The 7,931-nt window shown below is 57.0% G+C and carries 5 protein-coding genes; all 5 read right to left on the reverse strand.

Annotated elements, in window-relative coordinates; genetic code table 11:
* Positions 1-281: 281 nt before the first annotated feature.
* The 5 genes from AC1Y2B_RS23115 to AC1Y2B_RS23135 all read right to left on the reverse strand — a co-directional run bounded on the left by AC1Y2B_RS23115 (position 282) and on the right by AC1Y2B_RS23135 (position 7,740).
* The gene (locus AC1Y2B_RS23115) at positions 282-1,841 is read right to left on the reverse strand and encodes an argonaute/piwi family protein (protein WP_482255479.1); all 1,560 of its coding nucleotides are present in this window, start codon (positions 1,839-1,841) and stop codon (positions 282-284) included.
* Positions 1,838-3,220, reverse strand: a complete 1,383-nt coding sequence (locus tag AC1Y2B_RS23120) for a toll/interleukin-1 receptor domain-containing protein (RefSeq protein ID WP_482255480.1) — start codon at positions 3,218-3,220, stop codon at positions 1,838-1,840. The genes AC1Y2B_RS23115 and AC1Y2B_RS23120 overlap by 4 nt, the downstream gene beginning before the upstream one ends.
* 65 nt (positions 3,221-3,285) lie before the next feature.
* Positions 3,286-4,935 carry a UvrD-helicase domain-containing protein gene (locus AC1Y2B_RS23125; RefSeq protein ID WP_482255481.1) on the reverse strand — a complete coding sequence of 550 codons (1,650 nt, stop codon included), beginning with the start codon at positions 4,933-4,935 and terminating at the stop codon, positions 3,286-3,288.
* The gene (locus tag AC1Y2B_RS23130; protein ID WP_482255482.1) at positions 4,932-6,869 is read right to left on the reverse strand and encodes an ATP-dependent nuclease; all 1,938 of its coding nucleotides are present in this window, start codon (positions 6,867-6,869) and stop codon (positions 4,932-4,934) included. The genes AC1Y2B_RS23125 and AC1Y2B_RS23130 overlap by 4 nt, the downstream gene beginning before the upstream one ends.
* Positions 6,870-7,335: 466 nt before the next feature.
* The gene (locus AC1Y2B_RS23135) at positions 7,336-7,740 is read right to left on the reverse strand and encodes a single-stranded DNA-binding protein (RefSeq protein ID WP_482255483.1); all 405 of its coding nucleotides are present in this window, start codon (positions 7,738-7,740) and stop codon (positions 7,336-7,338) included.
* Positions 7,741-7,931 lie beyond the last annotated feature (191 nt).

Consider the following 7,931-nt stretch of genomic DNA (forward strand, 5'->3'; position numbering starts at 1 on the left):
GCTTGTATCGTCGCGATCAGCGAGAGCGGGGGACGAAGTACGACCAATGCTCCAACTGCTCCACCTGGGACGTGAACAGAGAGCAAAAACCTACATAACATATTGTTATTGAGATTTTTTTTAATATCTGATAATAGTAATTATGTAATTCGCTTTACAAAGATCGTGTGAAACGGTCAGCCGTTTGCGAGACCAAAGCTTCGGGGCAAGCACCGGGAATGGCCATCAGTTGGCGACACCAGAGCGGTAACTGGCTCTAACTGGCCCCGCGATGCTTGCGCTCAGATGTAGAACTTGAACGGCTGTCTCTCGGCATCCTGAGCACTCCCCATGACCAGCACATCGCCGACCTTGTCTGCAAACCGGACCGTAACCGGGAGGGAGTCGGCGAACGCGGCCGAGTTGTAGTTAATCTTTGTGAGTTTCAGGATGTCCGACAGAACGACCGCAATGGAAGGTATGTCGCCTGTAGATCTCAGGATAGTCACCGAGATCGGGTTGGGCGTCTCAGGACCCATGTAGGTGTCGAGACGCGGCGTATACCCCGATGTCCAGAGAAACGCGTCCCGCTCACCTAATACGACGGCAGTCCCGCGAATGCATGGGTAGTCACCATCCCTGAATAGCTTCATGTCCCCCGACGTGGGCCGTATCCGTACGCCGGCGATAGTCGTTCCCACCGGCGCCGCCTCGGCGAAGGCGTCCCATTCATCGGGGCTGAACTTCGTCTTGCCGTGTATGAACAGCTCCTTTGGATCCGCGCCGAACTTCGTCCGGTATGTCTCAATTACCCGCTCAATGAGGCTACGGGCGGCGTCCTTTGAAAGGTGGAACTCCTTGCCCTCGGTATACCAGGGGCCGTTCGCCCCGCGAAACACGACCCCATCGCCCTCGCTCAGAAACATTTGCGCGGCACAGCATGCATGGTGGTCGCGATGGTTTGGGATCAGCTTGAAAACGAATCCGACGTAGCAAACCCCCTCGCGCATGCCCGCCACCTTCCACGGTGGCCTGGACTGACTCTTGTAGTAGAGCGCCGTCGCAAGGTTCCAGGCGACCGTTGCTGGGTCCTGCGTACCCCTCTTAGGGCGCCCCAAGCGGTCGAGATGCCTCTCAGGAGCGATCGTCGTTTCGCGGATGATCTGGCAAGGCTGTGCGTGAACTAGGAGCTTGGCCTTCATTTGGCGGTGGAAGTCGGGAACATCGTCGAAAATGTCCTCTGCGGTCGTGTCGAGCAGCCCATCGAACAGTGGCAGGATCTCTCGTCTCTTCGTCTTCTTGGCGAATTCGCCAGGGGTAAGATCCTGGGATTTTCGCCCGCTTCCGGTTGATCGGCATCGCTCGTGGACGATCTCCGGAACGACCATGAGCCAGACGTCGACGGCCGCTTCCTCGTTCTTGAGATGACGGACCACTGCATCGACATATAGATCGGCAGTTTTCGCCACAGCTTCGTGGTGATTTGCGATTGTAGTCGTGCGCTCGATATCTGCCAAATCGAGATTGCAGGTGACGAGTGCCTTCTCGTCGACGGTAATCGCGTATGCCTCGCGCAGGCCCGGAAAGTCCGAAAGGTGAGGGCGGTTGATCTTCTCGCGCTCACCGGCCACCGGTACCGAGATCCCGACGTTCAGGCGTGCGAGCCAGGACTTCAAGTCCGCTATCCCCGCTGTTGTACCGACTACGCCGACGCGCACCACTGAGCCAGCGATTGGCGCGCCCGCAGGCCCATAAAGGTAGAGACCGTCCTTCGGATGGTCGAGGCGCTGGCCATGGCCGAACTCGAGGTCTGGCTCATCGATGAAGAGCGTTGTCAACGATACCTCCGGCAAGTCCGTCATGCTTCATCCTCCCCGAAGAATCCGTCGAGCGTCGAGATGTCCTTCTCCTCGGCCTCTTCGCCCAATTCGTGCAGTTGTCGAGCCGTCACGGGTACCGTGACCTGGACAGGCATGGCATCAAGGACGATGTAGGACCCACCTCCCGTCGGCAGCGTCACGTAAGGACTTTCGCCCGCCATCAACTCTAGAATGGCCATCAACCTCCCGTGCCAGGCCCGGTTGCGCCATGCACTGCAGACGCCCCGCCGCAAGCGGTGCTGCGTGCGCGGATCGTCGATCACCACACCCTTCTTTATTCCGTCAAGTTCGGAGAAGAGGACTCGCGCTTTGAGGCGGTAGTGGGGGAATGGAAAGAGGCTGGGATAGGCTGTGACCCCGAACTCCCATACCTTTTTGCGTGCGATGTTACGGAGCACGGAAGAGCGTCGCTGTCCTTGCCGTCCCCATCGGACGCGCTTGCCAATGCCGATCTTGCCGTCGCTCGCGATCGCAGCGGACCCATTGGAAAAGATGTGCTGAAGAAAGCCCTGCTTCCGACACTGCATTTCCCAAGCCAGCCGAAAAAGATTTACGAGGTGGCGACGGGCATCAATCGATGCGACACTTGAAGCTGGGTGCCCGTTCTCGCTGAAGTCGGCATATGCGACTGACCAGACGGTCTCAAAGCGCCCGGTTGCCGGGAACGCCGCCTCGAAATCTGAAGCTGCCGCGAAGGAGAGATATCCGCCGGCATGCTCGAGAACTGGAAAAGACAACTCCTTCGCCAAGGCCGCGCTCCGCTTCTCGCCGAGACTTCCAATCGGCCTAACATGATAGATCTCGTCAGGGACCGTCAGCACACGCAGCCAGTTCGAGGTGAGGACCTCCGGTTCTCGCCTTAAGGCCACCGCTTGGCGCCGACGGTAGGCCGCCCACCCGGGCTGAATGGCTCGGGCGTCCGACCGAGGCACGTTCTCCTCTTCCAGAAACTCAAGGAGCCTTGTCAGGCCCCCCGCCCAATTTCGTTCGAAGTCAATGTATTGGAGACCTCCAATTCCGAATAACTTCTTGAAACGCCGCATCTTGAGAGGAACGATGAACCGCGGATCGTTGAGGGATCGGGAAAGATCCTTCGCAATCTCAATCTCCTCAAGGACCCCTTCGCGGGCCAACGTCTCATCACTGCAGCAAAGGAGCATCTTGACCGCCTCGTCCTGTAGAGTCCGGGTGATCTTAAGGCGCCACCCGTCCCCAGGAGACAAGTCGAGGATGTCGGCGAAGACTTCATAGCCTTGAGCTTCGAGGCGGGGCGCCAGCCAAGTTGCGAAGGCATCATCCCCAGGCGTAGCCTTAGAAATGAAAATCCTATTACGTGGCGGGATTTCTTTATCTGTCATCATGGAAGGCTAGCTTAGGCAGGCGACATTTGTAAGCAAAAGAATAAGTTGCGCTTGATCGCCCTCGATCATGGCACGTAACCAACGAATTCATCTTGCTCATGCCGCTGGACGCTCCAACGATACGCGCCCTCAGGACGCTGACGATTGCCACACACTGTCAGCCAAAGCCGCTTCTTGGAGCGAGAGATCCCAACAAAATATGCTGCACGTTCCGCCGATAGTTCTCCCCAAAACGTTTCCCGCTCGACCCCCAGAATGACAACCGTGTCAAACTCAAGCCCCTTGCTTTTGTGGACTGACATGATGCGGACAGCGCTGTCTCCAGAGAAAGTAGCCAATGCCGTCGCCAAGTCTGCGTTGCCTTGCAACGACACGTGGGTGCTTTCGAGTACCAGCTCGATTATCTGATCAAATCGACCACCGTGCGCATAGTCTGCAGAAAGGGCGATGAGATTATCTCGCCCAACCTCAAGGATCAGCGAGGCTGCGAGCTCTTGGAGGTCTTTCATCCGCGCGAAATTGATATCACCTGCAGCGACCTGCACTTTAATCTTTGAAATAAAACGATCCCAGCGAGCGCGCGCCTGATACTCCCGTTCCTCGTCATAGCCATGATCGAGAACGACGCGATCTAACAAGCGCCGATAGGCAGCGGGCTGTCGAGAACCGCTGATGATTAGAAAGAAGTCGGTGATCAGACCGGCAACTGGCTCTGATGCAAGATCCTGTTCCTTGTCTTCCTCCCGAAATGGTATCTCGGCGGCCTCAAACGCGGCGGTCAAACGCTGACAGTAGAGATTCTGTTGCTTGCTCACGAGGACAGCAATTTCAGAAGGCTCAATGCCACTATCGATCAGTTCACGAATTCTCTCAGCGATACTTACAGCTTCTTCCTCGTCGTCGTCGAAACGGAGGATAGAAATTTCGCCTCCATCGCCGACAATATCCGCATCGTCGAGAGCAGCTGGGGGATCCATCACCTTCACCATCGCATTCTGCATTCGGCGAAGTCGAGGTGCAGATCGGAAGTTCTGATAGAGGTTGCTGGGCATGGCGTCGAACGCATCAGCAAAGGTTTGGAAGATGCCTTCAAGCGCGCCGGCCCACCCCATAATACTTTGCTTGGTATCACCCACCGCAGTTAGAATGGTCGAGGTGTCGCCGAAGCAAGCGAGGATCAGAGCGTATTGCTCGGCCGTACAGTCCTGAAACTCATCGAGGAAAACATGACTGTAGGTCTGTCGCACTGCGTTGCGAGCAGCCAAACTGGACTCAATAATCGTCTGTGCGAGCGGCACCATTTCAGCAAAGGTGATGGACTTTCGTTGAACCCGACGCTGGCCTATTGAATAGTCCGCGTCCAACGCGTCGCGCCCGGTGAGTACTGGGCGAAAGCGATCAATGATCCTCTTCGCGAATGCGTGGAAGGTGTGACTATCAAAGCGACCCGCCAACTCAGGTCCGCAGCGCTTGCGAACGCGCGCCTTGAGATTATGGCTCGCATCTGCCTTGAATGAAATTGCAAGGATCCGCTTTGGGTAACGGCATGTCCCTGTGCGAAGCAGGAAGTCGGCTTTCTGAGCGAGCAATTCAGTCTTGCCGGAACCTGGGCCCGCTGTGAGCACAAGATTGTGCGTTGTCTCGGTAGCGGCGGCAAGCGCGTTCGGCTCCAGTGTCAGTCCATCGACGGGTGACCACCGCTCGCACGCTATCATTCTGGCAAGCCCTCCAACACGGTTTCGACATAGTCGAATAGTGCGGTCATGACCGTAGGCATGTCGGCCGCAAGTTCGGCATCGTCTAGTGCGGCCATGGCCCGAATATGCCAAGCTGGTTTGCTCCCCAGTTTAAAGCGACGGTAATACGCATCGAACAACTCAAGCTGTTCATTGGTATATTGCCCCCCTACGACGTCATGCTTCTTTCCGAGGACAGCTTTCAGCGTAGTTTCGTCCGGATCTCCGCGTTCTTCCTCCTCGATTAGATACACTTCGCCGAACGCCTCTATCATCATGAAGTCGAGATCCAGTGGAGAGGAAAAAAACACCCCTTTGCTCTCAAAGAACTCGATCCAACCGTCGTCATCGATCAACAAACCCGTATCGCTGTCCCAAGCCGGGATTTCCGCCACGTCATCTGCATCAATTCCAGCGTTTTCAACATCGCCATACCTAATAAGTTGTTTAGCGACGTATTTGATGCGACCCCAGCCACCTTGATAACGGGCAAGATCAAGATCGAGAACGGTAGCATGCGGGATACCGAGCGCATGAAGCAATCGCCAAAAATGATTTACGTGCCGCCCACCTAGAGGGACGACTGAAATTGATGCATCATCGGTTAGAATCCCTCGAGCTGCAAGCAGGCGTGGCAGAACCACCTCCTCACTATCTCCTTCTCCTAGGATAACGAAGCGCGAAAAATAGAGCTCTGGAAAGGCTTGTACACCTTCTCGCACATATTTCTCCGCATCCTCGTCGTCAGGGAGTACAATTCCAGCGACCGCCGTGCAGCGATTGTCATCGAGGCGGAGGTAGCGGATGCTTTCGGGAGCAACACGTCGCAGAAGCGAAGGTGCATGGGTTGCAACTACGGCCTGCGTGTTTTTGCTTTTCGCAAATTCGGAGACTGCGCGAACGACGCGGCCGAGATAATGCGGCGATAGGCTATTCTCCGGTTCTTCAATCGCAATCAAAGTGAAGATTGGGGGCCGCAGCTTGTCTATGTCGAAGGCGTCTAGCTCTCCGGCAAGCACCTTGTCACCGATCTCACGCATGGCGAGCACAATCGAGATATAGAGCAGCGACTGTTGACCGTCGCTCAGCCGCGAAAAGTCGACTAGCGGCTCCCCGTGACCAGGCGAGAATGTCAGGCTGAGGTGACGGAGCAGCGTGTTGATCTCATTCTGCGCGAAAGTTACTGCTGGGGCAGCAAAGAACTGACCTTTGTGAAGCTGGCCCCAAATCTCACTTAGTGAATCTCCGATGCCTTCGATAGCACCGTTACCAGTAAGCGCCGCCGTAATTTGTGCCGTGAGATTCCCGATCACTGCGCGCTCGTTGCTCCAGTCTGCTGCTCGCAGGGCTCGACCTAGCAACGCATTGGTTGAGAAGGAGATGTGATTGGAGGGGTCGCGGCGGGCGGGCAGATAGTGCACCTGAACGGCGTTGCGATCTTGCTTGGAAGCCCGGCTTTCTTCAGTTGGACGCCCGCCGTCATCTGTCTTGCTCACATAGGTAAAGGTTTCCTCGATCTCTCCATCTTGGTCGAGCGTTGCTGCGAGTCGGAAGCGGACGCGGACGGCCTTTTCGTCGTCGACCATTAGCATGTGTGCAAAGTTACCCGGGATCGCCGGCATATCCTCGGCATCTTCCAGTTCCAGCTCGGGAAACTCGAAATCGGCTTCAATCCAGAGCCGCCGCTCCTCTGGAGCCGCGTCGGGAGCCTCGTCTGCTGCGATATGGAAATCCGATGCCTCCACCTTGCGAAGAGTAGGGTCGACACTGAACATTCTTGCCAGGGCCTGCAACACAGCCGTCTTGCCAGCTCCATTTGGGCCTAGGATGAACGTCGTGTTGTCCAGCGCGATGTCTGCAGCTGCGCTCCCAAAACATCTGAAATTACAAATGCGTAGTCGGGAAAGCTTCATCCAATGTCCCTTCTCTGACAACCAAAAATGGCATGAGTAAACGCCAGGCTTCCTTGTAAGTTGTTTTCAGTGAGCAGTCTTGCCCAAACCTCGTGTTGGCGACGGGTTTCTTTGGTGTGACCCTTTGATGGCAAAGTGGCGCGCTAAGGCACTTTGGTCTTGGTTCAAATCCAAGCATTGCGCCTCTGAACGCCTTGGGCCAACTTCATTGATAAGGACGGCAGCAATCTATCGCGCCGCGATCTCGGCCAGGGACGTCCACGCGACCTGATGGCATTCACGCCCTGTTGAAGTTGGCGGCCTGCAAAGACCGAGAGTTCATGGCTCAATGTCCTGCGGATCCCGTGCAAGGGTGCTGTTCTCGATTGCGTGGGACAATGCTGCTCCCGTGCAGGCAAAGTGTATCACCCCTGTACTTTTGCTTCAGGCCCGGCGGGTTTTCCCCGCCGGGTGGGAGTTGGTCGGCTCAGAAGCCGACCTCGTCGTTGTTGTCGACCAGCTCGGGGCCTTCGCCCTCGGCCGTCTTCGGGCGGCTGAGGAAGTCGACCTTCTCGGCGATGATCTCGCAGCCGTGGCGGTCGACACCCGCCGCATCGGTCCACTTCGTGTAGTGGATGCGGCCATGGACCAGGACCTTCATGCCCTTCTCGCAGTTCTCGGCGACCGACTTGCCGAGGCCGTTGAAGCAGGTGATGCGGTGCCATTCGGTGTCCATCACGCGGTAGCCATGCTCGTCGCGGATCGGGCGACCTTCCGACAGGCGGGGGCGCGAGGTGGCGAGGGTGAAGTGAGTGATCTTCGTGCCGCCCTGGGTGACGCGGGCTTCCGGAGCCTGACCGATGTTGCCGGCGAGGATGACGATGTTCTGCATGGTGTTTCTCCTGTGTCTGGTGCGAGGGTCCATCCCTTCGACAAGACCCGGCAAAAGCCTGTCGGGAGACGTCTGCACGGCTGGGCCAAAGGGCCGGCCGGAAACCCCCGAGGGGCCGGGGTGGAGCGGGCAGGACGCTTCGCGGCCAACACGGCCCGGCCAAGAGCGGGGTTGCGGGCAGGAAACCGAAC

This window comes from Stagnihabitans sp., from assembly GCF_964946895.1.

Coding starts and splice junctions, on each gene's coding strand:
- AC1Y2B_RS23135 (WP_482255483.1), bottom strand. CDS start 7,740: ATGCAGAACATCGTCATCCTCGCCGGCAACATCGGTCAGGCTCCGGAA.
- AC1Y2B_RS23125 (WP_482255481.1), bottom strand. CDS start 4,935: ATGATAGCGTGCGAGCGGTGGTCACCCGTCGATGGACTGACACTGGAG.
- AC1Y2B_RS23130 (WP_482255482.1), bottom strand. CDS start 6,869: ATGAAGCTTTCCCGACTACGCATTTGTAATTTCAGATGTTTTGGGAGC.
- AC1Y2B_RS23120 (WP_482255480.1), bottom strand. CDS start 3,220: ATGATGACAGATAAAGAAATCCCGCCACGTAATAGGATTTTCATTTCT.
- AC1Y2B_RS23115 (WP_482255479.1), bottom strand. CDS start 1,841: ATGACGGACTTGCCGGAGGTATCGTTGACAACGCTCTTCATCGATGAG.